Annotated in this window: 29 protein-coding genes and 2 pseudogenes; 26 read left to right on the top strand and 5 right to left on the bottom strand. The window is 64.0% G+C overall.

The window, feature by feature from the left end; all coding sequences use genetic code 11:
- Positions 1-339 (top strand): annotated as a pseudogene (locus tag XdyCFBP7245_RS21620) (hypothetical protein); the annotation flags it as partial.
- A gap of 539 nt (positions 340-878) precedes the next feature.
- Complete coding sequence (locus XdyCFBP7245_RS21610; RefSeq protein WP_244907886.1) at positions 879-1,940, top strand: trypsin-like serine protease; 1,062 nt, start codon at positions 879-881, stop codon at positions 1,938-1,940.
- A 166-nt stretch (positions 1,941-2,106) separates the two neighbouring features.
- Here XdyCFBP7245_RS21610 and XdyCFBP7245_RS21605 read toward each other — a convergent pair whose 3' ends face one another.
- From XdyCFBP7245_RS21605 to XdyCFBP7245_RS21590, 4 genes are read right to left on the bottom strand one after another with little or no spacing between them, the layout of a single operon-like run.
- Positions 2,107-2,814 carry a DNA-methyltransferase gene (locus tag XdyCFBP7245_RS21605; RefSeq protein WP_104617440.1) on the bottom strand — a complete coding sequence of 236 codons (708 nt, stop codon included), beginning with the start codon at positions 2,812-2,814 and terminating at the stop codon, positions 2,107-2,109.
- On the bottom strand, positions 2,732-2,977 hold the full coding sequence (locus XdyCFBP7245_RS21600; protein ID WP_104617439.1) for a Com family DNA-binding transcriptional regulator: 246 nt from the start codon (positions 2,975-2,977) through the stop codon (positions 2,732-2,734). Before XdyCFBP7245_RS21600 ends, XdyCFBP7245_RS21605 begins: the two co-directional genes overlap by 83 nt.
- 25 nt (positions 2,978-3,002) lie before the next feature.
- Positions 3,003-4,016 (bottom strand): phage portal protein, encoded by a 1,014-nt coding sequence (locus tag XdyCFBP7245_RS21595; RefSeq protein WP_104617438.1) that lies wholly within the window; start codon positions 4,014-4,016, stop codon positions 3,003-3,005.
- Complete coding sequence (locus XdyCFBP7245_RS21590) at positions 4,016-5,779, bottom strand: terminase ATPase subunit family protein (RefSeq protein ID WP_104617437.1); 1,764 nt, start codon at positions 5,777-5,779, stop codon at positions 4,016-4,018. The genes XdyCFBP7245_RS21595 and XdyCFBP7245_RS21590 overlap by 1 nt, the downstream gene beginning before the upstream one ends.
- A 147-nt stretch (positions 5,780-5,926) precedes the next feature.
- Between XdyCFBP7245_RS21590 and XdyCFBP7245_RS21585 the strand changes: the two genes are divergently transcribed.
- The 11 genes from XdyCFBP7245_RS21585 to XdyCFBP7245_RS21535 all read left to right on the top strand — a co-directional run bounded on the left by XdyCFBP7245_RS21585 (position 5,927) and on the right by XdyCFBP7245_RS21535 (position 11,919).
- Positions 5,927-6,748 (top strand): GPO family capsid scaffolding protein, encoded by an 822-nt coding sequence (locus XdyCFBP7245_RS21585; RefSeq protein ID WP_104617436.1) that lies wholly within the window; start codon positions 5,927-5,929, stop codon positions 6,746-6,748.
- A 51-nt stretch (positions 6,749-6,799) separates the two neighbouring features.
- Positions 6,800-7,813 carry a phage major capsid protein, P2 family gene (locus tag XdyCFBP7245_RS21580; RefSeq protein ID WP_104617435.1) on the top strand — a complete coding sequence of 338 codons (1,014 nt, stop codon included), beginning with the start codon at positions 6,800-6,802 and terminating at the stop codon, positions 7,811-7,813.
- 3 nt (positions 7,814-7,816) lie between these two features.
- On the top strand, positions 7,817-8,536 hold the full coding sequence (gene gpM / locus XdyCFBP7245_RS21575; RefSeq protein WP_104617434.1) for a phage terminase small subunit: 720 nt from the start codon (positions 7,817-7,819) through the stop codon (positions 8,534-8,536).
- 98 nt (positions 8,537-8,634) lie between these two features.
- Positions 8,635-9,102 (top strand): head completion/stabilization protein, encoded by a 468-nt coding sequence (locus XdyCFBP7245_RS21570; protein WP_104617433.1) that lies wholly within the window; start codon positions 8,635-8,637, stop codon positions 9,100-9,102.
- Positions 9,102-9,311: a tail protein X gene (locus XdyCFBP7245_RS21565; protein ID WP_104617432.1), complete on the top strand. Its 210-nt coding sequence runs from the start codon at positions 9,102-9,104 to the stop codon at positions 9,309-9,311. Before XdyCFBP7245_RS21570 ends, XdyCFBP7245_RS21565 begins: the two co-directional genes overlap by 1 nt.
- A gap of 4 nt (positions 9,312-9,315) precedes the next feature.
- On the top strand, positions 9,316-9,672 hold the full coding sequence (locus XdyCFBP7245_RS21560; RefSeq protein ID WP_039410542.1) for a phage holin family protein: 357 nt from the start codon (positions 9,316-9,318) through the stop codon (positions 9,670-9,672).
- A complete protein-coding gene (locus tag XdyCFBP7245_RS21555; RefSeq protein WP_055821119.1) occupies positions 9,665-9,940 on the top strand; it encodes a phage holin family protein in 276 nt (91 codons plus the stop codon). The genes XdyCFBP7245_RS21560 and XdyCFBP7245_RS21555 overlap by 8 nt, the downstream gene beginning before the upstream one ends.
- A complete protein-coding gene (locus tag XdyCFBP7245_RS21550) occupies positions 9,940-10,578 on the top strand; it encodes a glycoside hydrolase family 19 protein (RefSeq protein ID WP_170068743.1) in 639 nt (212 codons plus the stop codon). Before XdyCFBP7245_RS21555 ends, XdyCFBP7245_RS21550 begins: the two co-directional genes overlap by 1 nt.
- A complete protein-coding gene (locus tag XdyCFBP7245_RS21545; RefSeq protein WP_104617430.1) occupies positions 10,578-11,066 on the top strand; it encodes a hypothetical protein in 489 nt (162 codons plus the stop codon). Before XdyCFBP7245_RS21550 ends, XdyCFBP7245_RS21545 begins: the two co-directional genes overlap by 1 nt.
- Positions 11,063-11,482 (top strand): phage tail protein, encoded by a 420-nt coding sequence (locus XdyCFBP7245_RS21540; protein WP_104617429.1) that lies wholly within the window; start codon positions 11,063-11,065, stop codon positions 11,480-11,482. Before XdyCFBP7245_RS21545 ends, XdyCFBP7245_RS21540 begins: the two co-directional genes overlap by 4 nt.
- Positions 11,470-11,919, top strand: coding sequence for a phage virion morphogenesis protein (locus XdyCFBP7245_RS21535; protein WP_104617428.1), 450 nt, complete (start codon positions 11,470-11,472; stop codon positions 11,917-11,919). The genes XdyCFBP7245_RS21540 and XdyCFBP7245_RS21535 overlap by 13 nt, the downstream gene beginning before the upstream one ends.
- A gap of 56 nt (positions 11,920-11,975) precedes the next feature.
- Here the strand turns inward: XdyCFBP7245_RS21535 and XdyCFBP7245_RS21530 are convergent, their stop codons facing one another.
- Positions 11,976-13,028, bottom strand: a complete 1,053-nt coding sequence (locus tag XdyCFBP7245_RS21530; protein ID WP_244907885.1) for a hypothetical protein — start codon at positions 13,026-13,028, stop codon at positions 11,976-11,978.
- 342 nt (positions 13,029-13,370) lie between these two features.
- Here XdyCFBP7245_RS21530 and XdyCFBP7245_RS21525 point away from each other — a divergent pair, with 342 nt between their 5' ends.
- The 13 genes and pseudogenes from XdyCFBP7245_RS21525 to XdyCFBP7245_RS21465 all read left to right on the top strand — a co-directional run bounded on the left by XdyCFBP7245_RS21525 (position 13,371) and on the right by XdyCFBP7245_RS21465 (position 24,346).
- Positions 13,371-14,261 carry a baseplate assembly protein gene (locus tag XdyCFBP7245_RS21525; RefSeq protein WP_104617426.1) on the top strand — a complete coding sequence of 297 codons (891 nt, stop codon included), beginning with the start codon at positions 13,371-13,373 and terminating at the stop codon, positions 14,259-14,261.
- Positions 14,254-14,799 carry a phage tail protein I gene (locus tag XdyCFBP7245_RS21520; protein WP_104617441.1) on the top strand — a complete coding sequence of 182 codons (546 nt, stop codon included), beginning with the start codon at positions 14,254-14,256 and terminating at the stop codon, positions 14,797-14,799. Before XdyCFBP7245_RS21525 ends, XdyCFBP7245_RS21520 begins: the two co-directional genes overlap by 8 nt.
- Before the next feature lie 9 nt (positions 14,800-14,808).
- Entirely contained in the window at positions 14,809-16,314 is a 1,506-nt protein-coding gene (locus tag XdyCFBP7245_RS21515) for a phage tail protein (RefSeq protein WP_104617425.1), read from the top strand.
- Positions 16,315-16,322: 8 nt separating this feature from the next.
- Positions 16,323-16,901 (top strand): phage tail protein, encoded by a 579-nt coding sequence (locus XdyCFBP7245_RS21510; RefSeq protein ID WP_104617424.1) that lies wholly within the window; start codon positions 16,323-16,325, stop codon positions 16,899-16,901.
- Positions 16,902-16,961: 60 nt separating this feature from the next.
- Positions 16,962-17,525 carry a phage baseplate assembly protein V gene (locus XdyCFBP7245_RS21505; RefSeq protein WP_104617423.1) on the top strand — a complete coding sequence of 188 codons (564 nt, stop codon included), beginning with the start codon at positions 16,962-16,964 and terminating at the stop codon, positions 17,523-17,525.
- Positions 17,522-17,881, top strand: coding sequence for a GPW/gp25 family protein (locus XdyCFBP7245_RS21500; RefSeq protein WP_104617422.1), 360 nt, complete (start codon positions 17,522-17,524; stop codon positions 17,879-17,881). Before XdyCFBP7245_RS21505 ends, XdyCFBP7245_RS21500 begins: the two co-directional genes overlap by 4 nt.
- Before the next feature lie 11 nt (positions 17,882-17,892).
- Positions 17,893-19,059: a phage tail sheath protein gene (locus XdyCFBP7245_RS21495; protein WP_104617421.1), complete on the top strand. Its 1,167-nt coding sequence runs from the start codon at positions 17,893-17,895 to the stop codon at positions 19,057-19,059.
- Between the two features lie 30 nt (positions 19,060-19,089).
- On the top strand, positions 19,090-19,599 hold the full coding sequence (locus XdyCFBP7245_RS21490; RefSeq protein ID WP_104617420.1) for a phage major tail tube protein: 510 nt from the start codon (positions 19,090-19,092) through the stop codon (positions 19,597-19,599).
- Between the two features lie 45 nt (positions 19,600-19,644).
- Positions 19,645-19,947 carry a phage tail assembly protein gene (locus tag XdyCFBP7245_RS21485; protein WP_104617419.1) on the top strand — a complete coding sequence of 101 codons (303 nt, stop codon included), beginning with the start codon at positions 19,645-19,647 and terminating at the stop codon, positions 19,945-19,947.
- An 8-nt stretch (positions 19,948-19,955) separates the two neighbouring features.
- Entirely contained in the window at positions 19,956-20,069 is a 114-nt protein-coding gene (locus XdyCFBP7245_RS21480) for a GpE family phage tail protein (protein WP_005922203.1), read from the top strand.
- A 32-nt stretch (positions 20,070-20,101) separates the two neighbouring features.
- Positions 20,102-22,934, top strand: a pseudogene (locus XdyCFBP7245_RS21475) (phage tail tape measure protein).
- A 12-nt stretch (positions 22,935-22,946) separates the two neighbouring features.
- Positions 22,947-23,348, top strand: a complete 402-nt coding sequence (locus tag XdyCFBP7245_RS21470; RefSeq protein ID WP_104617418.1) for a phage tail protein — start codon at positions 22,947-22,949, stop codon at positions 23,346-23,348.
- Positions 23,345-24,346, top strand: a complete 1,002-nt coding sequence (locus XdyCFBP7245_RS21465) for a phage late control D family protein (RefSeq protein WP_104617417.1) — start codon at positions 23,345-23,347, stop codon at positions 24,344-24,346. Before XdyCFBP7245_RS21470 ends, XdyCFBP7245_RS21465 begins: the two co-directional genes overlap by 4 nt.
- Positions 24,347-24,558: the final 212 nt, after the last annotated feature.

Below are 24,558 nucleotides of genomic sequence, written 5' to 3'. Positions count from 1 at the left end.
GAGCAGGCGGTCCAGCAGGCCACCCAGCGCTACGTCCACGCGCAGCACTCTCTGGAAACAACGGCAACGCGGCGCATGTGGATCGCATCGATTGCCCTGCTGGTGGCGGGTGTCATGAGCGTGATCGTCGCCGGCTACGCGGCCTACAGCACGAAGGCGGCCATCGCGGAAGCCGAGAAGCGCAAGGCGGAAATCGCCTATCTGGACCGGGTCGTGCGCGCCAATCTGATTCCATGTGGCGAAGACAGGCTGTGCGCAGAGCTGGAGAAGAAAGGAACGCGCTACGGTGATCGCGGGCAATATCGGGCGATCACTTTGCGCCCGTCCACCCCGCAATAAGAACCGAGCCGCCACGCGGGACGGCTCGGTGGCTTCGATTAAAGGGCGGTCAACCGGTCGCGGGTAACGGCGGCATATTGATCGGTCATCTTGATGCCGACCGTCTCCAAGCCTACCAGTTGAGTCACCACCAAAGTGGTGCGCCTCGGCACACGGATCGAGCACGCACACATCTGATTCGCAGATACGCACTGCTGAGAGCGTACGTCAGCTTACTGTGCTGGTTCAGAGGGCAACAAACACCTTGGAGCCTTACAGCTAGGTCGCGGATGCCCAGGTGTTGCTGAGCTCCTGTAGGTAGACGATGCCCGCAAGCAGGCACTGAACGCACAGCGGCCACATCGCAGCCTCGCCCCAACTTGATCATCGCTGCATCAATTGTGACAGTGCGGTACTTGCCGCGTTGCTGCCGAAGCCGACGTCGCACCAGTCGCCGCCTTCGTTGCACGACCCCACAGTTCGTAGGCGAGCAGCGCGGTGCAGGCGATGACGCAGATGATGGGCTGCTTAGAACAACGACCAAGAAGTGAAGGCTGGGAATGCCGATCATCTTGTGCGTTGGCGGCAACAAGGATGGCGATATCGGGCACCGTTTCGATCCTGCTACTGCAAGGACGCCACCTATCCAAAGTTCGCGCATGGGACTCGCGTACTACCACTTTCCCAATCCCGACACCCCTGAGAAAACTCGATACCTGATGAAGAATCTATTGCTGCAAAAGCATGCGGCAGCCCTGGCAATTGGCATTGCAACCATCCTTGCATCCTCTGTCGCCACCGCTCAAACTCCCGGCATCGTTGCGCCTCGAAATCCCGATCGCGCAGTCCTCCCGGTTATCTCCGGCTCAAAAGTCAGCGTTCCCTTTGGGTCATGCACCGTAGGCGCGGTACTGGTGCCCACGAGCATCTTTCACAGACTGACGCCTTACCAACGTGCAACGCGATGGATCGTACTAGCCAAGCACTGTGCACCGTTGTACGCGAGCATCCACGTGGGTATCGCTTCCATCGGCAATGTGGTGTGGCAATCGGCCACCTCGGACATTGAGCTTGTGCGGGTATCGCCCCAGCCGGATCAGGCGGCGGTGCTGTACTGCGCCTCACACCGTAGCGTGGCGTTCTGCAATCCAATCCAGTCCTACACTCCTCGGGCGAACAACCAGGTCTTCATGCCGCGCGCCGGGCGGGAGGCACGGCTTGCTGTTACCGGGTGGTCGAACGCACCGGATGGGCAGTTCTGCACAAGCGGATGGCGCACTGGCGTCCGCTGCGTATGGCAAGGCTTCTCGCTCGTCCCGGGAATTTGGAGACCGGCTTATGAGCACATCAGTACGGCCCACTCGTCCGAGCTCAATAGCATTGACAACGGCGACTCCGGCGGACCCGTCGTCACCTATGACCGGCATCTAGTCGGGATCATTTCCTCCGGTGAACCTGAGGGCCGTTCGATCGTCTACTACACGCCGATGCAACAGGTGCTGCACGAGCTTTATAGCTACACCCTCGCTCCGGCCGATCTGCCTACCGCTGCCGGCGACGACAACCCGCTTTCTCCGAGTGGCGAAAACGCTGGGTGGGAACTGGCACCGGCCGACGGCTGAGGCAAGCGGTTGACGCCTGCCGAATGGAGTGGCACAGGTCAGCGTTCAGCACATCGGCCTGTGCCATCAGCACTCCGAGTGGGTTCTGGTTACTTCTTCAGATAGTAAGGCGCCGCCTCCGTGCGGCGCTTTGCTATTGGGCGTCCAGCGACCGCCTGCACGGCTCTCAGTTTCTAAGCCGCGCCCTTGCAACATCAGCGTAAAGCGAAGTCATTTCCATACCTGTGAAGCAGTAACCCTCCATCTGCGCCGCCACCAGGGTCGTTCCGCTTCCGGCGAATGGGTCAAGAATTCGACCACCAGCCTCGCAGATGCGTACCAACTGGCGCATCAACTCGGTCGGCTTGCCGGTCAGGTGGTGCTTGTCGGCCTTACGCACCGACTCACGGATAACACCCGGCAGCACCGGCGCGCGGCGGTCCAGTGGCATACTGCCCTTGCTGCCCCACACGATATATTCGGCCTGGTTGCGGAAGCGGCCCAGTTGCGGGCGCACGCCTTCGGTCTTGTCCCAAACCGTGATGCCGCGCCAGGTAAAGCCGGCAATCTGCAGCGCGTCGGTGGTCAGCGGCAGCTGCCGCCAGTCGGTGAACAGCAGCACCGGCGCGCCGTCCTTGAGCACGCGCGCGCACTCGGACAACCACAGATGCATCCACTTCAAGTGCGAGCGCTGGTCGCGTTCGTCGCCGACAAAGTCGGCATGCAGTTGCGCGCCACCGCCTTGGACGTACTTCTCCGATGGCGGCTTGGCCCGTGCCGCAGCAGTGAGGCCGCCGCTGGCATAAGGCGGATCAGTGATCAGCGCGTCGAACGAATTCGCCTCGAGCGTGGGCAGGATGATCAGGGCGTCGCCCTGCAGGAGCTGGTTTTTCATGGTGAGAGCCTTTTTGGATTCGCTCGCGGCGATCGGAGGTGAGGCTCTCGGCCTTCAGGTGATTGAGCGTGCCGCAACGCGGGCACTTGATCTGGATTTCATCGAAGGCGCCGGCCTTGCACAGCAGGCGGGCGCAGTCGCCACAACGGAGGTTCTTGAGCATTGTGTGGTCTTGCAGGGGGAAAGGATTACGCGGCCGCCAGCGGCGCGTAGGGGGTGAAGGCAATGACCTCATCGCCCACCCAGTCGTTGATCTTCAACATGCGCGCTTGCAGCGGTTCGAGCTCGTTGGCGGCCCACACGGCAGCGGCCTCGCGGATCGAGCCGAAACCGCCAGCGTTCTGCGGCACGATGCCCATGAGTTGCGGCGGGATGCGCAGCGCGGCCAACATGTCGTCGCGGGTAATGCCCTTGATGCCGCTGAACTCATCCTTGGCCGCCACTTCGCTGACCGGGATCAGCTTCAAGCCGTCCTTGTTGCCGCCTGGCGAGTACAGGAACAGATTGCGGAAATTGCCCGGCCCTTTGGCGCCCTTCATGGCACTGCGCAGCGCGTCGACATCTTCCTGGCTCTGCTGGGGGTCAGTCAGATACAGGATGAAACCGGCGTGCGAGCCATTGTTGTAGTACTTGCGGCGGAACAGCGTGGCCGACTCGTTGAGCAGCGCCGACTGCATCGCCGGCATCCATTCGGGCAGGCCATAGAGTTCCTGATCGACATCGGCTTCGCGCAGCTGGAACACGCTGCCCGGCTCGAACACATGCTCGTCGTGCCAGGTGCGCACTTGGAAATACTCGCCCTCGGTGATGCCACGCCGCATGTATTTGGACAACGGCGCCGCCAACGACAGCGCATTGCCCAGGCGGTTACGGCGACGTTCGAGGTAGCCATTGCCCAGGGTGATCCAGTCCAGCGACAACTGCTCGAAAGCCTCGCGGCTCAGCAGCCGGTGCGGCTTGAAGGTGCGCGCCAGCATGTTGCGCTTGAAGATCAGCCCGGACTGAAGGAACGGATTGCTGCGGGTGGTCTTGGACAGGCCATCCAGCGCCACCGGCGGTTCGTACCAGCGCCCGTTCTGCCAGCACTCCAGATAGTCCAGCACCCCGCGCCCATCAAGCACCGGTGTCGGGTCGCCAAAGGTGAAAGCCTCGGCACGCGTGGGCGCTGCAGGCGCGGTGGCGGGCAGCTGGTCGGTCAACATCAAGAGATCTCCATGAAGCCGGAGTTGCGCGCGGTGCGCCCTTCCAGCGGTTCGTTCTGCAGCGCGTGGAAGAGCGCCCACGCCAGATCGGCGTGCCCGGTTTCTTCCGAGCGGCCGGCGGTGAAGGTGGACTGCCGTCCGCTGGCCGTCATCGTCTTGCGGATGGCCATCAACGACTGGGCGACGTCGGTCCAGCCGGCGTCGAATTCCAGCCGGCCGTTGTGGATCACGTCGAACGCCTTGAGTACCAGGCGCGTTTTGACCTCGAGCGAGTAGCTGAAGGTGACCAGATTCGGGAAGAACTGCTTTACCAGCTGCGCTACGCCACTGCCCATGCCGGTGGTGTCGATGCCGATATAGGTCACCCAGTAGCGGCGCGTGATGCGCTCGATTTCGGCAGCCTGCTTGGCAAAGTCCATGCCCCGGAACTGGATCCGCTCCAGCAGCCGGAACTTGCCGCCCGGCTGCTGCGGTGGCGCCAGCACGACCAGGCCGGCGGTGTCGCCGCTCTCGGCCGGGTCGTAGCCAATCCACACCGCGCGATCGCCATAGGGGCGCGCGGCGAACGGTTTGTAGTCCTGGCCCCACTCGACCCAGCTGTCGACCATGCACGGCTGCAGCATCGCCAGCGGGAAGATGCTGGCGCCGTCGTCGACGAACTCGCACATCAACAGGTTGGCGAAGGCGTCCGGGCTGTATTCCTCGCGCAGCTCGTCGATGTCGAACAGATCGCAGCCACGGCGCTGGGCGTCGAGGATGTTGACGATCTGCCGCCATGCGCGGTCCTGGCAGCGACGGCCACCGGCCAGCGCATCGTGCGAGACATCGATCTGGATCCGCTGCGCGGCCGGCTTGCCCTTGTTGCGGCGCTCGCCGGTCCAGAACGTGTACGCCTCATGCGCCATGCTCGATGGCGTGCTGAAGTAGGTCTTGCGCCACTTCTTGTGCATCGCCATGCCGCTGGCGACCTTGTTCAATTCGTTGAACCCGTAGGTCCAGAAGAATTCGTCGAAGTAGAAATTGCCGTGGTAGCCCTGCGCGGTGCGCGCATTGGTGCCCAGGAAGAACAACTCGGCGCCGTTGGGGAACACGATGCTGTCGCCGCCGGAGAGCGTCTCGTCGATCGTCTCGCGCACGAACTGCTGCATGTAGCCACGGAACAGATGCGCCTGCGCCTTGGAGGCGCTCAAGAAAATCTGATTGCGCCCCGTGGTGAGTGCATCGATCAGCGCCTCGCGTGCGAAGTAGAACGTGGCACCGATCTGACGCGATTTGAGGATGATGCGCGTGCGCTCGTTGCCGGCGCGGTACCAATCGCGCTGGTAGTCGAAGCAGCCGTCGACGAACGCGGTGGTCAGCTGTTCGACCTGGTCTTCGGTGAAATCGTTGCGCTTGGGCTTCTTCTTCGGCGCGGCGTTGCGGTTGGCAACGGCCGGATTTAGATCGGCTTCGTTGCCGCCGCCCTGGTAGCGCTGGATGCGCGCCTGGCGCTCCAACTGCCGATGCAGCAGATCAATTTCCTTGAAGTCGCCGCCGGATTTTTCCGGCTTCATGATCAGCACAACTAGGCGCGCTTCGAGAGCGCCACCGATGCGCTCCACGTTGTCTGCGCGATCCCACTCGTCACGCGACTTCCAGCTGTGTACAGTCTTCTCGTTCTCGCCGATGGCCTGCGCAATTTCGGTCACGCGCCATCCCATCCAGTACAGGAATTTGGCCTGTCTGCGGGTGTCCATCGGGAGCTGGGTGGCAACGCTTTGCATGCCACCAGGGTGAAGCGCTCCTTCTATTCTCGACAGCGTATCGACACGTAATCGCCTGGTTTACATGGCGCTTTCGTTGCTGCGCTGTGCGCCGCGTTTGACCATGCATCCATCGCATCGCAAACGCATCCAGCGCAGAGGACACCCATGTCGGGCAAGACCAAGAAGTTCCGTTCCAACTGGTTCCGCGTGGCCGTCGAAGGCGCCACCACCGATGGCCGCACGATTCAGCGCAGCTGGATCGACGACATGGCCGCCACCTACAACCGCGAGACCTACAACGCCCGCATCTGGATCGAGCACATGCGCAGCCTGCTGCCGGACTCGCCGTTCCGCGCCTATGGCGATGTCACCGCCGTCAAGGCGGAAGAAGTGGAGATCGATGGCACCAAGCGCCTGGCGCTGTTCGCCCAGATCGAGCCGACCACCGACCTGATCACCATCAACAAGGCCAAGCAGAAGCTCTACACCAGCATCGAGGTGCAGGAGAAGTTCGCCAACACCGGCAAGGCGTATCTGGTTGGCCTGGCAGTGACCGATTCACCGGCCAGCCTGGGCACTTCGATGCTTACCTTCGCCAGCCAACACCCCGACGCCAATCCGCTCACCGACCGGAAGCAGTCACCGGGCAACCTGTTCACCGTTGCCGAGGAGACCGCGCTGGAATTCAGCGAGGTCAGCGAAGGTCCGGTCGCCAGTCTGTTGAGCCGGATCCGCACCGCCCTCAAGAGTGAAGACGCCACCAGCATCACCGCCGAGCAGTTCGCAGACCTCGGCGAAGGCATCGAACAGATCGCCGAGCACGTGCGCGGCCAAGACGAGCGTTTCAACCGCCTGCAGGGCGAGCACACACAGCTGGCAAACGACCTGGCACAGCTGCGCGAGTCGCTGTCGCAGCAGCCGGATCCGGCACAGCCCGCACGCCCGGTCGTCACCGGCAGCGGCGCTGCCGTGCTGACCGACTGCTGATCCCACACCACCCAACGCACACGCCGCCAGCGCACCACCTTCGGAGCCACCATGCAAAACGCCACCCGCCTGCAGTTCAACCAGTTCGCCGAGCAGATCGCCAAGCTCAATGGCATCACCAACCCGTCCCACTCCTTCACCGTCGATCCTACCGTGCAGCAGAAGCTGGAAACACGCATGCAGGAATCGAGCGAGTTCCTGTCCAAGATCAACATCATCCCGGTGGACGAATTGTCCGGTCAGAAAGTGGGCATCGGCGTCACCGGTAGCATCGCCAGCCGCACCGATACCGGCGCCGGCAAGACCCGCACCCCGCGCAACGTGGCCGCGCTCGACAAGAACGAGTACCTCGCCAAGAAGACCGACTTCGACACTGCCATCCCGTATGCATTGCTCGATGCCTGGGCCAAGTTCCCCGACTTCCAGGCGCGCCTGCGCGATGCCATCGTCAAGCGCCAGGCGCTGGACCGTCTGCAGATCGGCTTCAACGGCACGCACGCCGCTGCCGACACCGACCGTGCTGCGTTCCCGCTGCTGGAAGACGTCAACATCGGTTGGCTGCAGCAGTACCGCACCAACGCTGCCCAGCGCGTGTTGGCGAGCGGCAAGGCGGCCGGCAAGGTCGTGATCGGCGGCGCCGCTGCCGACTACGGCAACCTCGACGCGCTGGTGTACGACGTCGTGAGCAACCTGCTGGACCCGTGGCACCGCAAGGACCCGAGCCTGGTGGTGGTGCTGGGCCGCGATCTGATGCACGACAAGTATTTCCCGATGGTCAACAAGGACCAGCCGGCCAGCGAGAAGATCGCCACCGACTTGATCTTGAGCCAGCGCCGCGTCGGCGGCCTGCAGGTGGCCGAGGTGCCGTACCTGCCGGACGGCGCGCTGATGGTGACTTCGCTTGCGAACCTCTCGATCTACTACCAGACCGGCGGCCGGCGCCGTTACATCAAGGAAGCGCCAGAACGCGATCGCATCGAGAACTACGAGTCTTCCAACGATGCCTACGTGGTCGAGGACTACGGCCTGGGCTGCGTGGTCGAACACATCGAGATCGAAGCCTAAGCCATGGCCGACAGTCCCGCCAAGCGTCACCACAGCCGCGTGCTGGCCGAGTTGGAAGCCGCGCAACGTGCACCGCACCAGCTGATGGCCGGTGCCACTGCCTACGAACAGCACATGGCGCAGCTGCAGAGCGATCGCCTGCGCTTGAAGCAGATCCAGTCCGACCAGGGCAAGGCTGCGCTCAAGGTGCAGCTGCTGCCTGCCTACGTGCCGTACCTGGCCGGCGTGCTGGCCGGCGGCCAGGGCGCGCAGGACGAGATCGTCACCACGTGCATGGTGTGGCGCATCGATGCCGGCGACTATGCCGGCGCCTTGGAGCTGGGCGCCTATGTGCTCAAGCACCAGCTGCAGATGCCAGACCGCTTCACCCGCACCGTGGGCTGCGTGCTGGCCGAAGAGATCGCCGAGGCGGCGTTGTCGGCGCAGAAGACCGGCCAGGTGTTCGATGCGGCCGTGCTGGCCGACACCGCTGCACTGACCGCCGAGCAGGACATGCCCGATGAGGTGCGCGCCAAGCTGCACCTGGCACTCGCACGTGCATGCCTGGCCGGCATCACCGATGAGACGCCCGCCGACCAGGCGCAGCCCATCGTGGCCGCTGCCGTGGCCGACCTGCAGCGCGCCATCGCCCTGCATGGCAGCTGTGGCGGCAAGAAGGATTTGGAGCGCGCCGAGCGTCTCCTGAAGAAGTTCAGCGCTGAGCCTGCGGGCACCAGCGCATAACCGAGCGTCCCCGCAACCCTCGCCGGCTCGGGGCCGATCCAAAGCAGTTGTTCGCTGCGGTGACGCCCCGACCACCGGCGATCTCTTCCGAGCCATCCATGAGCGGATTCACGGCCACCGGCACCACCAGCGCCACACCTGATGCGATCGCCAACGCGCCGTTCTGGCCGGCGATCGCACCGGCCACCGTGCGCGCGCGCATGCGCCTGGATGGCACCGTCACCGATGCGCGTCTGCGCCACGCGATCGTCGCCGCAATGCTCGCGGTGAACGATGAGCTGGGTGCGTGGGCGCAGGCGCAGCAGGCCGCCGGCTGGGCCGCGTTAGCTGATGTTCCCAGCACCACCGTGGATGGCCTATCGCGTCGCGTGCAGCTGTATCTGCGTGCGGTGGCGTGTGCGACCGCTGTCGAGGTGGCAGAGCGCTACCGCAGCTTCGACGCCACCGACAGCGCGAACCAACGCGCCGATGACTTGTCACCGAGCATCACCGAATTGCGCCGCGACCAGCGCTGGGCCGTGCGTGATCTGCAGAACCTGCCGCGCAGCACGGTGGAGCTCATCTGATGCGCGTGCATGCCCAACAAGGCGACACCGTCGACCTGCTGTGCTGGCGCCACTTGGGCAGCACGGCCGGCCTAGTCGAGCGCACCTATCTCCTCAATCCCGGCCTGGCCGAACTGGGCGCCGTGCTACCGCATGGCACGCCGGTGGAGTTGCCCGAGGTAACCACCACCACGGCGGCGATGACGCCGCTTGTGCAGCTATGGGACTGACCTGATGACCGAACCCACCTCCGTATCGAGCGGCTTTCTGATCGCCACCGGTGTGGGCCTTGCCTCGGTGCTGCCTGGCATCGACGGCGATGCGCTGATCGGCGCCTTCGCTGGCGGCGCGCTGTTCGTGGTGTCCGCCGCCAAGCAGCCGCTGTTGGCGCGATTGATCTATTTCCCGGTGAGCGTGATTGCCGGTTACCAGCTGGCGCCGGAGCTGCTGCGCTGGCTGCCCATCAAGTCCAGCGGCGTGGCCGCCTTTGCCAGCGCAGCGTGCGCCATCACCGTCACGCTGGGCCTGATCGAAAAGAGCAAGTCGCTCGACTTTTCCTTCCTACGTCGTGGAGGTCCGCCCAGTGCATAGCCTGGTCACCGTCCTGACGTTGATGGCCTCGCTCGCCATCTGCGTCCGCCTGCTCACCTACCACCGTCCCGCCGATGCCCGCCACCGACGCGGCGCGGGCTGGTGCGCTTGGCTGCTGATCGCCAGCACCGGCGGCCAGGCGCTGCACATCTTGCTTGCGGGCGCCGGCTCGCAGGTCAGTCCCTGGCACCTGGGCACGTTGACCGTGCTGGCAGTGCTCACCTACCGCGCCCAGGGCAATGTGGCGCGCATCCTGAAGGTCGATTGATGTTCACCGATACCCAGCTCGCCTCGATCATGCAGTGCTCGCCACAGCGCGCCCAGCGCTGGCATGGCCCACTGCTCACCGCCGCCAATCGGTTTGGCATCACCACCAAGCGCCGCGCTGCGCACTGGCTCGGCCAGGTCGGCCACGAGAGCCTGAGTCTGTCGCGCATGGAAGAAGGCTTGCACTACACCACCAGCGCCCGCTTGCTGGAGGTGTTCGGTGCACGCATCACCCCAGCACAAGCGCCCAAGTTCCTGCGCAATGCGGTGGGCCTGGCCAACTTCGTCTACGCCGATCGCTTGGGCAACGGCAACGAAGCCAGCGGCGATGGCTATCGCCACCGGGGCCGTGGGCCGATGCAACACACCTTCCGGGGCAACTACCGCCGCATCGGCGTGCTGATCGGCCTGCCGGTGGAAGAGCAACCGGATCTGCTGCTGCAGATCGAGCCGAGCGCATTGGGTGCGGCTGCGTACTGGCAGGACAACGGCCTCAACGTGCTGGCCGATGCGGGCGATGTGCTCGGCTTGGGCCGCAAGATCAACCTGGGCAACGTGCGCGCCAAGCGCCTGCCGGAAGGCCACAGCGATCGCGTCACCCGGACGCAGCGCGCCCTGCAGATCCTGGGCGTCAGCTGATGGTCACGCGCGTGATCATCCTGGTGGTGCTGATCGCAGCGCTCGTGGGCGGCTGCGTGTGGCAAGAACACCGCGTTAGTGCCGCCCAGAAAGACCGCGATGCCGCACTGCAGGCCAAGCACCAGGCCGAGGCCGAACGCGATAGCGCCAAAGGCTCCACCACCGTTGTCACCCAGTACGTCGACCGCGTGCAAATCGTGCGCGAGGCCGGCGCCACCATCACCCGCGAGATCCCGATTTATGTCACCCAGAAAGCAGACGCTGCTTGCGCTATCCCTGCTGGTTTTGTGCGGCTGCACGACGCCGCCGCCTCGGGCAACCCTGCCGGGCCGCCCACCGGAGATCCTGATGCGCCGGCCACCGGCGTTACGCTCTCTGGGATTGCCGGTACCGTCGCCGGCAACTACACCCGCTGCCACGCTACCGCCGCGCAGCTGAGCGCGCTGCAGGACTGGATCGACCTGCATCTGCCGGCGGCACCACCGTGATCAAGCCCGCCAGCCTGCGCGCGCATCTGGTCGCGGCCTTGCCGGATCTAGCACGCGATGCCGACCGGCTGCTGGTGTTTATCGACGCCGGCAGCCTGGTCAGCACGTTCCAGCCGGGGCTATCGTTCGAGTACCAATACACGCTCAACCTGATCGTGACCGACTACGCCGGCCACCCCGACAGCGTGATGCTGCCACTGCTGGAGTGGGTGCAGGTCAATCAGTCCGAGCTGCTGTCCAATCCGGCGCGGCGCGGCGACATCGCCTTCGAGGCCGACATCCTCGCCAACGATGCGGTGGATCTGTCGATCAAGTTGCCGCTGACCGAACGCGTGGTAGTGACGGCGAAAAATGGCGGCGGCTATGACATGACGCATGCGCCTGAGCCGGTGATCGATACGACATGGATGAGCTGACCGCGCTGGAGAACTGGGCCGCGCCATTACTGGCGCGCCTGCAGCCTGGTGAGCGCCGCACGCTGGCACGCAAGATCGGAACGGAACTGCGGCGCTCGCAAAGCCAGCGCATCGGTAAACAGCAGGCACCTGACGGCTCACCGTACGCACCGCGAAAGCAGCAGCTGCGCGACAAGTCCGGGCGGGTCAAACGCGCCAAGATGTTTGCCAAGCTGCGGCAGGCCAAGTACTTCAAGGTCAGCGCCAGCCCTAACCAGGTGAGCGTGGGATTCGTGGGCCGCGTGTCGCGCATCGCGCGCGTACATCAAGAAGGGCGGACAGACCAAATCCGGCCAAGTGGCCCGAAAATACTTTACGAAAAACGCATCTTGGTGGGCTTTGCAATTCAAGATCGCAGGGCCACATCTGATGCGATCATGCATCATCTTTCCGAGTAGCGCTCTAAAATATAGCCAGCGAGGAGCTACTCACATCTCCTCGCTGGCCGCAGTATTTATAAATATAAAACGGTTACAGAAGTATCGGTCGTGCGTACGTCATAATTGCATTGGGGAGTAAGACCCGAATGATCAGGCCCATTCCTCTCCCAAGGTGGAGAAGTGACGCGACCCATATCTCGATCATAGACGGCGATATTGCTGAACGTCAGCATCCCTCCATCTGGCAGCTCGTTGCAACTACTCACATCGTAGACCTCCAAAGCCCCTCCTACGATCAAACTTGGATCACCGTAAGGCACGCTCGTCAATCTGACGCTTCGACCGGTCGTCATATTTTTGGTATCAATATTCCAGCGGTTACATGCCACACCAGCCGCGCAGGTAGAGTAAGTATCACCAACGATTTGATCGCCTGATTTCGCAGGAATAAAGTCACTCGTTGTCACCGTTCCATCTTTGCAGCAATTCCAGCTACTTAGGTCCCAAGTATTAGATTCTGCCCGATACCCCAGCACAGGCTGAAGAATCGTTTCTCCCTGCATGCCTGGAAAGTAATAAATCGTTTGGTTAGAACGAATCCTTGGATTTGGCGGAACTTTCCAGCTTGCTACAATTCGTCCAATCGGGCTGGAAGTTTCATAACTTCCATAAGCCAACCAACTTTGAGAAATGGTTGGGGGCTTTACTTTGTGATTCTGCGCCAGCGAGTTCTTCTCACTCGACCTTGCAAGACTTCCTTGCAGAGTTCGCCCATCTGGTCTCACACGCACACCATCACGCGTAAAGTTATCTTGATTACATATCTTCCGCTGCTCTAGAGAGCCAGTGACGCGCTGGATTCCGCCATCACTGGTCATCTGATCTCCCTCATGGATCCGTTGAACGCATGCAGGAGGAAAATAGCCAAAAGGCGTTACCACGTAGTCAGCAGGGACACCAGCTGGTCTAGTTCCAAGATTTTGCTCAGCGGCAGAAGCGAAGCCAGCCCCTACAAATGAAGCAACTAGAATAACTCCCGCAGTCAATTTTCCCAGGCTAAATTTAGCATGAGATCTCGTTCGAATTTGCATAAAACCCCTTAATAAATTGATATTTATATTTTGCAAAAACTGTCATGCACAAGTATTTGCAACTTAATTAGGCCTCAAGATTTGATATAAAACTGTGCGCAGCTTCACCAATCGCTTCAAATAAATTTGAAGTTTTATATATTTATAACTTTTGTAAACTATCTTTGTGCGCGTTTTTGGATTCATATATGCAAAGAAAATTCAAAATGTATGCCCTGAAGCTGATATTAACTAACATCGAAAATCATACGCCCGCCCGAACCAGGCAATAAATAACACCCGACAGACAGGCTTTGTAAAAATGAATTTTACTAAACAACAGGATAGGCTTTGCTCCGCAGGAGATTGAAAATAATCGGGTCCCGAACTGGTACCTTCATGGCCTCCTTCACTGCGGTAGACCTATCTAAACTCCAAGCTCCGGATCTAATTGAGGCACTGAACTTCGAATCAATCTTCGCTGAAGCGCTTAGTCAATTTCGCAGGCTGCTGCCCGAGTTTTCCGCACTCACCGAAGCCGACCCGGTCTACAAGCTGCTGCAGCTATTTGCAGCCCGCGAGCTGCTGATCCGCCAGCGCGCCAACGACAAGGCGCAGCAGACCATGCTGGCCTTCGCCACCGGCACCAACCTCGATCACTTGGGCGCGTTGTTCGGCGTCACGCGCCTGGTGCTCGATCCGGGGCAGCCGGAGAATGGCATTGCGCCGACCCATGAGTCGGACGTGGACTTCCGCCGCCGCATCCAGCTGGCGCCGGAGGGCTTCAGCGTTGCTGGCCCCGAGGGCGCGTACATCTATCACGCGCTCAGCGCGGCGGCCGATGTCATGGACGCCAGCGCTACCAGCCCCGCACCAGGGCAAGTACTGGTGACCGTCCAGTCGCGTACTGGCAACGGCACTGCCCCTCAGACGCTGCTCGACGCGGTGGCTGCCGTCCTCACTGACGCTGACGTGCGCCCCTTGACCGACGAGGTCGCGGTACAGAGCGCGCAGATCGTCCCATACGCCATTCGTGGGCGCGTCTACACCTACGCCGGCCCCGACTCGGCGGTGGTCATGCGCGAGGCGCTGCGCAGCCTGCAGGCCTATCTCGCCGAGGCGCACCGCATCGGCCGCGACGTCCCCGAGTCAGCCATCAAGGCCAAGCTGTTCGCCGATGGCGTGCAGCGCGTGGAGCTGGACTCACCGGCAGCCGACATCCGGATCAGCCGCAGGCAGGCCGCCTACTGCACCGCCATCGACATCGTGCATGCCGGCATTGATGAGTAATTCACCGCTGCCACCCAATGCCACGCCGATGGAACGCGCCCTGGCCGCCGTCGCGCAGCGCCTGGAAGCGATCCCGCTGCCGTACCCGGACCTGTGGAACCCTGACACGTGCCCAGCCGGCCATCTGCCGTGGCTCGCTTGGACGCTCTCGGTCGACGATTGGAAGGCCGACTGGAGCGATGCGGTCAAGCGCTCGCGCCTGCGCAGCGCGATGGCAATCCAGCGCCGCAAGGGCACCGCCAACAGCGTGCGGATGGTGGTCGAGTCGTTCGGCGGCGCGGTGGCCATCCGCGAGTGGTGGCAGACCGAGCCGCGCGGCCAGCCGCACACCTTCGAGCTGGCGCTGACGCTGACCGGTGCCGATGGGCAAAGCGCCAGCGCCCGGTTCGTTGAAGAAGTCATCGCCGAGGTCGAGCGCACAAAGCCCGTGCGCTCGCATTTCACGTTCACCCAAGGATTCCAGGCCGAGGCACGACTCAACATCGTTGCGCGCGGCAGAACCACCTTGTTCCTGCGCCTGCAGGGCGAGGCGAGCTAGAGAGCACAGATGCCAGGACTCAAACTCAAGATCACCACCGCCGGTCGCCAGGCGCTGGTCAACCTCAAACAGACAGGCACCCAAGCGGTCACCATCGCCGCTGTCGGCCTGACCAGCGCCGCGTTCGATGCCAATGCCGCGCTCACCGCGCTACCGTCCGAGATCAAGCGCCTGACCACCGTCGGCGGCACGGTCACCGCCAAGGACACGATCCACGTGTCGGTGCGCGACGAATCCAACGCGGTCTACAGCTGCTACGGATTCGGTCTGTACCTGGCCGATGGCACGCTGTTCGCCGCTTACGGCCAACCCGCCTTGCTGGTGGAAAAGTCCAGCGCCGCGTCGGTGCTGCTGGCGATCGACGTCGTGCTGGCAGACGTGGACACCGCGCAGATCACCTTCGGCGATACCAACTTCACCGATCCAGCAGCGACGGTGGATGTGCCAGGTGTGGTGCGTCTATCCACCGATGCGCAAGCCATCGCTGGCGTGGACAAAGACCGGGCGCTATCGCCGGCCAACTTACTTGCCGCATTCGATGAGCGACTGGGAGAGGCTGGCCCCACTGAATTCATCAAACAACTGCTGTCGCGTGCCAATGCTGCGGCCGCACGCAATGTGCTGGGTATTCGCACCGCAGCACTGAGCGACATCGGTCACGGCAATGGTCTGGACGCAGACACCCTGGACGGACGCCAGGGCGAGTGGTATCGCGATTTCCGCAACATGCTCAATGTGCCGCAATCGTTCATGCTGCCAGGGCAGATCGTGGTGATGGCGACGCTGTATCCGCCGACCGGCCTGCTGCTTTGCGATGGTGCAGCAGTCTCGCGAGCGAAATACGCAGCGCTCTTCGCCGCCATCGGCACCGTCTATGGCGCGGGCGATGGCAGCACCACCTTCAACCTGCCACTGATGCGCGAAGGCACCACCGTCACTCACACCAACTCCGCGCAGTTCGTTGGCGTCCACAGCACTGGACAGGTGCTGAGCCACACGCACGGTGCCAGCTCGGTCGCTGTGGGCGACCATGCGCACTACACCGCACTCGGTGCAGCCGGCATCCACGCACACGGCGCCAGCGTCAATCCAGGCGGCGACCACGCACACGGCGCCTGGACCGATGCACAGGGCTACCACGCGCACAGCGGCAGCACGAGCGCTTCGGGTGACCACCAACACCCCGGCGTCATTCCATCTAGCACCATCAATGGCTACGGCGTGTACCGGGAGCGCGACAACGACGCATCGCCCTCAGACGGGTGGACGGGTGCAGGCGGCAACCATGCCCACAACATCGCAACCGACGCTACCGGCAGCCATGGTCATGCCATTGGCATGAACGGCTCCGGCAACCACACCCACGGGATCGGCATCGCTGAGGGCGGCAATCACGTGCACGCGGTGGACCACCGTGGCGCAGGCGCCCACGCACACACCATCACCGTCAACGCAGCGGGCGGCACAGATAACCTGCCCGCTGGCCTGCGTATGAGCTATTGCATCGCCTACTGAGACCGACCATGACCAATCCTCTCCCGCGCACCAGCACTGCCTTCGCCTTTGATCCCGCCACCGGTGAATACACCGGCCCGGTGACGGTTTACCTGTCCGAGTTGGAAGGCCGCTATCCACTGCCACCCAACACGGTTGTCCACGCGCCCGCGCCGCCTGCAGGGCTGTATCAACGCCACCGCCTGTCGCCGCTCTCGGGGACGTGGGAGCTGGTGGCCGACTATCGCGGCGTGATGCTCTACAGCACCGAGACCGCCGCCCCGATCGCCAACACGCTTGCCTTGGGCGATGCACTGCCGCAGGGTTACACCACCTCGCAGCCGATCGCCTTTCTGCCCAGTGATCACCGGCGCAATGTCTGGGACGAGGCACGCGCGAGTTGGCGTGCGGATCCGGACTACAGCGCCGCGCTGGTCTGGGAGAAGGCTACCGGTGCGATCGCGCCACGGCTGGCTGCCGGCATCGCGTTGCCGGGTCAACTGACCACCGTCGCGCCGCCGATGACGGTCGATGGCACGCTAGTCTGGGACGAAGATGTACAGGCGTGGTCGGTGCAGCCACAGGCACCCGAGACGGCCGCTGTGTAGCCCTGCGCTTTACGCATCAACTGCGATGCGTCATCGCGTGCAGCCATCGACCATGGCTGCATGGGCAACGCATCCTCCGCACTGAGTAACGCCATTCGCCTCGGCACCGTTGCCGAGGTAGATATGCGGATTGCACGTTGCCGCGTGCAGGTCGGCGAGATGCTGACCGACTATCTACCCTGGGTGGTCACCCTGGCCGGCACCACCATCATCTGGTCGGCGCCGGCAATCGGCGAACAGGTCGTGGTGCTATCGCCGGCCGGCGACCTGGCCGATGGCCTGGTGCTCCGTGGTCTGTACTCAGATCAATTTGCAGCGCCGGCAGCGTCTGACACGTTGCACGTGCTGCGCTTTGCCGATGGCGCGCAGATCCACTACGACACCGAGGCGCATGCGCTGCAGGCCACGTTGCCCAGCGGCGGCACCGCGACCATTACCGCCGATGGCGGCATCACGCTCAACGGTCCGCTGACGGTCAACGGCGCCACCCAGATCAATGGCGATGCAGGCATCACCGGTACGGCTACCGTCGACACCGACGTGGTGGGCGGCGGGATCAGCCTCAAGCACCACACCACCACCGGCGTGACCGCCGGCAATGCGCTCAGCGGTGGGCCGCAGTGATCGGCGTCGATGCCACCACCGGGCGTGTGATCGAGGGCGAGCAACACCTGGCCCAGTCGATCGCCTGCATCCTCACCACACCCATCGGCACACGTGAGCAGCGCCGCGACTTCGGCTCGCTGCTGCCGGAGCTGATCGACCAGCCATTCAACGGCGCCACCCGCACGCTGCTCTACGGCGCCACCGCCACCGCGCTGATGCGCTGGGAGCCGCGCCTGCGGCTGACCCGCGTCGGCCTGGTCATCGGCGATGCGCCTGGCAGCTTCGTGCTGACCATCGAGGGCCAGCGCACTGACGTTGCCCCCGCCAATGCGCGCTCGCGCCTGACCATCCCGCTCCGCTTCCGCTCGTCCTGATCGAGGAACCTATGTCCACTGCCTACCACCACGGCGTTCGCGTCATCGAAGTCAGCGCGGGCACGCGCACCATTCGCACCGTCTCCACCGCTGTCGTCGGCCTGGTCGCCACGGCCGCCGATGCGGATGAGAAAGTCTTTCCGCTCAACAAGCCGGTGCTGATCACCGACGTGCTGGGCGCCATCACCAGCGCCGGTACCAACGGCACCTTGCGCGCCACGCTGCAGGGCATCGCCGACCAGACCAACCCGGTCACCATCGTCGTGCGTGTGGCCGAAGGCGAAGATGCTGCCAAGACATCGAGCAACGTCATCGGCGAGGCCAAGTCCAGCGGCTACACCGGCCTGTATGCGCTGCTGGCCGCGCAAGCGCAGCTGGGCGTGCGCCCGCGCATCCTGGGTGCGCCTGGCCTGGACACGCTCCCGGTCGCCAAGGCGCTGGCGACCATCGCCAAGAAGCTGCGCGCCATGGCCTACTTGCGGCCGGTCGCTGACACCGTCGCCGAGGCGGTCACCTACCGGGGCCAGTTCAGCGACCGCGAGTTGATGCTGATCTGGCCGGACTTCCTGGCCTTCGATACCGCCACCAGCACCACCACGGCTGCCTATGCCACAGCGCGTGCGCTCGGCCTGCGCGCCAAGATCGACACCGAGCAAGGCTGGCACAAGAGCCTGTCCAACGTGCCCGTGTCCGGCGTCACCGGCATTTCCAAAGATGTGCACTGGGATCTGCAGGATCCAGCCACCGATGCCGGCGTCCTCAACGAAGGTGACATCACCACGCTGGTGACCTTCAACGGTCAGCGCTTCTGGGGGTCGCGCACGTGCGCCGAAGACAGCATGTTCGCGTTCGAGACGGCCACGCGCACCGCACAGATCCTGGCCGACACCATCGCCGAGGGCGTGGCGTTCTACGTCGACAAGCCGATGCATCCCTCGCTGGTGAAAGACCTGCTCGAAACGATCAACGCCAAGTTCCGCGACCTCAAGTCGTCCGGCTACCTGATCGATGCCAATGCCTGGTACGACGGCACGGTCAACAGCGCCACCACGCTCGCCGATGGCGCGCTGCGCATCGACTACGACTACACCCCGGTGCCGCCGCTGGAGAACCTGCAGCTGTACCAGAAGATCACCACCAGCTACCTGGCCGACTTCGCCGATCGCGTCAACGCGTAACGCACCCGCCCTAGATTTCCGGAGAACCCCATGGCGTTGCCCAAGAAACTCAAAGCGCTCAACCTGTTCAACGACGGTGAGAGCTATCTCGGCCAAGTCGTCGAAGTAAAGCTGCCCACGCTGTCGCGCAAGATGGAGGAATACCGTGGCGGCGGCATGAATGGCCCGGTCGATATCGATTTCGGTCAAGAGAAGATCGAGCTCGAATGGAAGTGCGGCGGCCTGATGCGCGGCGTGCTGAATCAATACGGCGCCACGACTCACAACGCCGTGCAGCTGCGCTTTGCCGGCGCCTATCAGCGCGATGACAGCGGCGATGTGGACGCAGTGGAGGTGGTCGTGCGCGGCCGCCACAGCGAGATCGATCCGGGCACTGCTAAGTCCGGCGATGACACCGAGTTCTCGGTGAAGACCTCGGCCAGTTACTACAAGCTGACCATCAACGGCGCCACCGTGATCGAGATCGATCTGGTGAACATGACCGAGATCGTCAACGGCGTGGATCTGCTCGCCGCCCAACGCCGCGCTATCGGCGCCTGACCCTTCCGGCCCGGCGCTGCCGGGCCTTTGCCTTGAGACCTTCCGATGACTCCGACGTTTTCCCCAGCCATTCCCCTCGACCAGCCCATCGTGCGCGGCGAGCAGACCATCACTGACCTCAAGGTGCGCAAGCCTGGCGCCGGTGAGCTACGCGGCCTCAAGCTCGTCGACGTGCTGCAGCTGGATGTCACCGCGCTGGCAACGCTGCTACCGCGCATCTCTTCGCCCACGCTGACCACTGCAGACGTCAATGCGATGGATCCGGCCGACCTACTGGCGGTTGGCCAGGAGGTGCAGATTTTTTTCTTGCCGAAGGTGCAGAGGGAAGCGGACTTCCCGACTGCGTAGAGGATGCGATGGCCGACATCGCGGCCATCTTCCACTGGCCGCCGTCTGAAATGGACGGCTGGTCGCTGCACGAACTCACGGCGTGGCGCGAGCGTGCCCGCCTGCGAAGCGGAGCCGAATGATGCTGCACCCCCTGACCCGCGAGGCCGCCTAAATGGCGGCCTCCGACAATCTGCGCCTGCAGGTCATCCTGGCCGCCGTCGATCGCGCCACCGGCCCGTTCCGGCGCGTGTTGAGTGGCAGCCGCGGCGTTGCCACTGCACTGCGCAATCAGCGCGATGCGCTGCGCCAGCTCAACAGCCAGCACCGCGACATCGGCGCCTATCGCGAACAGGTGGCGATGAGCCAACGTGCGAAAGCCGCGCTCGATGCGCAGCGGCAGTCGGTACGCACGCTCGCCCAGCAGATGAGGGCCGCCGGCACGCCCACGGCCGCCATGAATGCCGAGTTCGAACGCGCCGTCCGCACCGCACGCGAACTCAAGACTGCACACGGCGCGCAGGAAGCCGGCCTGCAGCGGCTGCGTGGTCGTCTGGAAACGGCCGGGATCAGCACGCGCGAGCTGGTCACGCATGAGCGCCCAGCAGCAGCGCCTGGCCGCGATCGACACCGCACAGCGTCGCAGCGCCCGCATCCAGAGCGCTGGCCTGCAGGCCAGTGCTTACGGCGCCGGCATGGCATTTGCCGGGCAGCGCGCACTGCGCGCATCGGTCCTGCCGATCAGCGATGCGATGGAGTTCGAGTCGGCCATGGCTGACGTGCGCAAGGTCGTTGACTTCAAGACGCCGCAGCAGTTCGCGCAGATGGGCCGCGATGTCGAGAACCTCTCCATGCGCCTGCCGATGCTTCCCGCAGAGATCGCCAAGATCGTCGCCGCTGCCGGCCAGGCGGCCATCCCGCGCCAGGAGCTGGTCCGCTTCGCCGAGGACGCCGCCAAGATGGGCGTGGCCTTCGACAGCAGCGCCGAAGAAGCCGGCCAGACCATGGCGACCTGGCGCACGGCCTTTCGCATGGGCCAGGCCGAGGTGGTCGTGCTGGCCGACAAGATCAACTATCTCGGCAACACCGGCCCGGCCGGCGTCAACAAGATCAGCGCGGTGGTGAACCGCATTGGTGCCCTGGGCGAGGTGGCCGGCCTGCAGAGCGGCCCGCTCGCGGCGCTGGGCGCCACCGTCGCCGGCATGGGCATGGGCATCGAGTCGGAAGTCTCGGCCACTGGCATCAAGAACATGCTGCTCACTCTGGCCTCGGGCGAGTCGGCCACCAAGAGCCAGCGCGCAGCCTTCGACAAGCTCAGCATCAAGGCCACCGACATGGCCCAGGTCATGCAGAAGGACGCAGGCGGGGCGATCATGTCGGTGCTGCAGAAACTGCGCGCACTGCCCAAGGCCGAGCAGGCCGCGACGATGACGCAGTTGTTCGGGCGCGAGTCGATCGGTGCGATCGCGCCGCTGCTGACCAATCTGGAACTGCTGCAGGGCAACTTCGCCAAGGTCGCCGATGCGCAGCGCTACGGCGGCTCGATGTCGGCCGAGTACGCAGCGCGGGTGGCCACCTCGGCCAACGCGCTGCAGCTGCTCAAAAACACCGCCGTGGTGGTGTCGCAATCGATCGGCCAGACCCTGCTGCCGCAGTTCAAGCAACTGACCGAGCGCACCGCTGCGGTGGTCGGCCAGGTAACGACGTGGATCCGCGCCAATCCCGTGCTGGTGGGTGCGATCGCCAAGGTGTCCGTGGGCGCCGCCGCGCTGGTCACGATCCTAGGCGGGCTGCTGGTGGCCGGCGGCGTGGCTGCAATGGCGTTCTCGCAGATCCACGGCGCTGTCGCCTTGCTCAGTGGCGGCGGTGGGTTCGGCGTGCTGATCCGCCAGGTGCTGTCGTTCGGCGGCCGTGTGCTGCCGATGCTCGCCAACGGCGCGCGCCTGCTACTGCCACTGCTCGGCGGCATCAGCCTGCCGGTGCTGGCGATCGGTGCGGCTGTCGCCGCCGTGGCGCTGCTGGTGTGGAAGTACTGGGGGCCGATCAAGGCCTTCGCCATCGGGGTGTGGCAAGGCATCGTCGATGTGGCCGCCCCGGTGCTGGCCGAGCTGCAGGCCGCGCTCGCGCCGCTTGGGCCGGTGTGGGACACCGTGGCCTCTGCAATGGGCCAGGCCTGGGCGTGGGTCAAGCAGCTGCTGACGCCCTTCGAGGCCACCACCGCGCAGTTGCACGGTGCAACTGACGCCGGTCGCGGCTTCGGGCAGATCCTGGGTGCGGTGCTGGTCACCCAGCTGCAGCTGGCCGTCAAGGCGATCGGCTGGTTGGTGAAGGCGTTTGTGTTCGTGCTGCCGGTGATCAAGCAAATCCTCGGCGGCGTGTGGCAAACCGTCCAGGGCACCTGGTCGCTGATCGTGGGCGTGTTCACCGGCAACGGCGATCGCATCCGCCAGGGGCTGCTGCAGCTGTGGGCCGGCATCAACTTGCAGCTGGCGAACTGGCCGGCCCGGATGCTGCAGGCCGGCGCCGACATGATCAGCGGCCTTGTCCAGGGCATCCGCTCCAAGCTCGGCGCCGCCGGCGACGCGATCGCCAGCGTCGGCACCGGCGTGGTCGACCGCTTCAAGGGCCTGCTGGGCATCCACAGCCCCTCGCGCGTGTTTGCCCAGCTGGGCGACTTCACCATGCAAGGCCTCACCGTCGGGCTGCAGCGCGGCCAGGGCGCGCCTGTGCAGGCCGTCACCGCGCTCGGTGCCCGCATGCGTGCGGTGGGCGCGGGCCTGGCCTTGGCGACAGCCACAGCGCCAGTGACGGCGATCGATAGCCGCGCGCCGCTGTCGGCCCCGACGCGCGCCGCCAGCGCGCCTGCAGGCGGCAACAGCTACGTCATCCACGTCCATGCCGCACCGGGCATGGATGCCACTGCGCTGGCGCGCGAAGTGGCCCGCCAACTTGAAAAGCGCGACCGGCGCACAGCGGCCACCCGCCGCTCCAGCCTGCGCGACGACTGAGGATCCACTCCGATGATGATGTCCTACGGCACGTTCGTCTTTGCGCTCGACAGCGCCGCGTTCCTGCAGCTGCAGCGGCAGATGAGTTGGCGCCACGCAACCAGCGAGCGCGTCGGTGCGCGCGCGGCCACCCAATTCCTGGGTCCAGGCGATGACACCATCGAGCTGTCTGGTCTGATCGCCCCCGAACTCACGGGCACACGTGCCTCGCTGGACACCCTGCGCACTATGGCCGCCGATGGCGAGCCGTTGCCACTGGTCGATGGTGCGGGCGTGGTCTACGGGCCGTATCTGCTGCTGGCGATCAACGAAACCGCCTCGCTGTTCTTCGAGGACGGCACCCCGCGCCGGATCGAGTTCCAACTGAGCCTGCGCCGCGCGGACGACACCACCCCGGAGGCAGCTGCCGCATGAGCTACCCAACTCCCCAGTGGCGCGTGGTGCTCGATGGCGTCGACCTCACCGAGCGCATCGCACCGCGCCTGCTGGATCTCACACTCACCGAATGCCGAGGCGGCGAAGCCGACCAGCTGGATCTGCGCATCCACGACCACGACGGCAAGATGGCGCTGCCCAAACGTGGCGTGCGTCTGTCCGTAGCCCTGGGCTGGAAAGACACCGGCCTGGTCGAAAAAGGCACCTTCATCGTGGATGAGGTGGAGTACAGCGGCGCGCCGGATGTCATCACCGTGCGTACGCGCAGCGCTGACCTCACCGCCGACATGCGCACACGTCGCGAGCGCAGCTGGCACAACACGACGCTGGGCGCCGTGCTCAACACGCTGGCCGTAGAACATGGCCTGACGCCGCGCGTCGCTGAAGCATTGGCGCGGACCAAGCTACCGCACCTCGACCAGGCCAACGAGAGCGACATGAATTTGCTCACGCGGCTGGGGCAGCGTTTCGATGCGGTCGCTACGGTCAAGGCTGGAACGTTGGTCTTTGCGCAGATCGGCGCCGGCACCACGGCGAGCGGCAAGCCGCTACCTACGGTCACGCTGACGCGCCGCGATGGCGACCAACACCGCTACTCGGTGGCCGACCGCGACGCCTACAGCGGTGTGCGTGCGTACTGGGTCGACAAAGGCAAGGCGCGGCGGCAGTCGGTGCTGGTGGGTACGGACGACAATGCAAAGCGCCTGCGCGAGTCGTATGCCGACGAGGCAACGGCACGCCAGCATGCGCACGCGGAGCTGGAGCGGGTGAAGCGTGGCACGGCCAAGTTCGACTACACGCTGGCAATCGGGCGGGCGGACCTTTTCCCGGAGCAAAGCGTCACGGTCAGCGGGTTCAAACCTGAGATTGATTCGCAGCGTTGGCTAGTTGCGAAGACTACCCACTCCGTCAATGGCGCAAGCGGCTTTTCCACAACATTGGAGCTTGAGGCCGCGCCGCTCGCGCAGTCATTCTGACGAATAGATACAAATCCTATTCCCTTCTCAGCGTGAACAGTGAAAAATATATTTGATATACAGTTAACGCTGGGTAGAAAGCGCAAGGCCATGAAGTGATCATTATGCAGCGCCGTAGACTTAGGGAAGGTCTGAATAACGATGCCTGAGAGGGCAGAATGTCCGCATCGTTCCGGAGAATCGCGTTTGGATCTTCGGAGTTTCGCCATTTC

Source organism: Xanthomonas dyei (assembly GCF_002939865.1).
GTDB classification, from domain to species: Bacteria; Pseudomonadota; Gammaproteobacteria; order Xanthomonadales; family Xanthomonadaceae; genus Xanthomonas; species Xanthomonas dyei.
The sequence above is the reverse complement of the archived record's forward strand: the minus strand, read 5'-3'. Positions and strand labels throughout refer to the sequence as shown.